Below are 1,554 nucleotides of genomic sequence, written 5' to 3' on the forward strand. Positions count from 1 at the left end.
GACTGAAGAACACCGTGCCATTCGGCCAGATGCCGTGTCGGGTGTTCTTTCCGGCGATCTGTTGAGAAGTGGAAGAGTGCGGCAGGTGGCGCACCCCCATCCCAGGGTCGATCGTCGCGCACATAGGTCCACAGTCGCGCCGTCTTTGCGCCACCACGCGCCAGTAGCGGCACGGTGGTATCGTCACCATGCAAACGGCCAGCATCCAGCACGTGGCGCGCGATTAACGCATGAATGGGGGTCAGCGCCACACAGGCATGGCCGATCAGATCAGCCAAGGTGGACAGGCTCAGATCAACTCCCTCCCGTGCAATGCGCTCGGATTGCCGGTTCAACGGTTGATGTTGTCCATACTTGTCGAAGGCGATCATCGCGATCAGTTGCGGCCCGGCCCAGCCGCGCGGAATGACATGGAACGGGGCCGGCGGTTGGCTGATCTTCTCGCAAGCTCGGCAAGTGAACTTCTCGCGGACCGTCTGGATCACCTTCCACTGGCGGGGGATCACCTCCAGCGTCTCGGTGACATCTTCACCCATCTTTACGATCCGGTCCGAGCCACAGCAGGTGCAGGCGGCAGGTGCTTCGACGACAACCCGCTCGCGGGGCAAGTGATCGGGGAACGGTTTGCGCACGGGCTTGCGTCGCGTGAAGGCACGCACGGCGCTCGCCTTGTCCGCAGCCTGCTCAGCCGCCAGCGCATCCTCCGTTGCGGCCGCTTCCAATTCCTCAAGCTGCAATTCCAGCTGATCAATCAGCCGCGTGCGACGCTCGGAGGAAATGCCGTATTTGTCGCGCCGCAGCTTGGCGATCTCCAACTTTAATTCTTGGATCATTGCGTCCGTGCAGGAGGCCAAGGCGCGGGCCTGCGCCAATTCGGCTTCCGCAGCCTGCGCTCGGGCGGTCTGCGCGGCAAGTGCAGTGCTTAATCTGGCGATTTCGGAAGCGGCGTCGGACATGGCAAATATTTACCACAGAAGCTGTTAAACGCCAATAAAAACAGGCGTTTCAGCACAAATTATCCAGCCGCTTTGGGTCTTTGTGTCCAGCGTGGATTACGCCAATCGATCCCCTCAAGAAGATAGCCCAACTGCGCCGCAGATATAGCAACAGCCGTCCCGTCTTGGCTCACCGGCCAGATGAACTTCCCCGCTTCAAGACGCTTCAAATATAACGACATGCCCACCCCGTCATGCCAGAGCAGCTTCACCAGGTCACCCTTGCGGCCTCGAAAGCAAAATATCTCACCCGCATGCGGATCACGCCCAAGCCCCTGTTGCACTGTCAGCGCCAAAGTGTTCATGCCTCGGCGCATATCCGTCACACCGCCTGCAATCCACACCTTCGTTCCAGCCGGAAACGCGATCATGACCGCACCATCAAGCCGTTGAGCAGATGCGCAGCAGCTTCCATGTCAAAACCTGACGGGATCGCCACACGACACCGCGGGCCAAGATCAATAGTCATGACAGGAACTTGCGGCGCTGGCGCAGTGTCAGAGCCATCAGAAGCATCTTCGATCTTCATAACCCGCAAAAATTGCGGGCCAGAACCAAG

At 59.5% G+C, this 1,554-nt stretch carries 3 protein-coding genes; all 3 read right to left on the reverse strand.

The features are described 5' to 3' along the window. Positions 1-956: IS66 family transposase (gene tnpC, locus DC366_RS19430; RefSeq protein WP_108693783.1), on the reverse strand; the 956-nt coding region annotated here is incomplete at its 3' end. Between the two features lie 59 nt (positions 957-1,015). Beyond that, positions 1,016-1,366 carry an IS66 family insertion sequence element accessory protein TnpB gene (gene tnpB / locus DC366_RS19435; protein WP_072630505.1) on the reverse strand — a complete coding sequence of 117 codons (351 nt, stop codon included), beginning with the start codon at positions 1,364-1,366 and terminating at the stop codon, positions 1,016-1,018. After that, positions 1,363-1,554 (reverse strand): hypothetical protein (locus DC366_RS20125; RefSeq protein WP_207768795.1); only part of this gene is annotated, 192 nt, incomplete at its 5' end. The genes tnpB and DC366_RS20125, both read right to left, overlap by 4 nt.

Source organism: Pelagivirga sediminicola, from assembly GCF_003072125.1.
In the GTDB taxonomy this organism is placed as follows: domain Bacteria; phylum Pseudomonadota; class Alphaproteobacteria; order Rhodobacterales; family Rhodobacteraceae; genus Roseovarius; species Roseovarius sediminicola.

Coding starts and splice junctions, on each gene's coding strand:
- tnpB (WP_072630505.1), bottom strand. CDS start 1,366: ATGATCGCGTTTCCGGCTGGAACGAAGGTGTGGATTGCAGGCGGTGTG.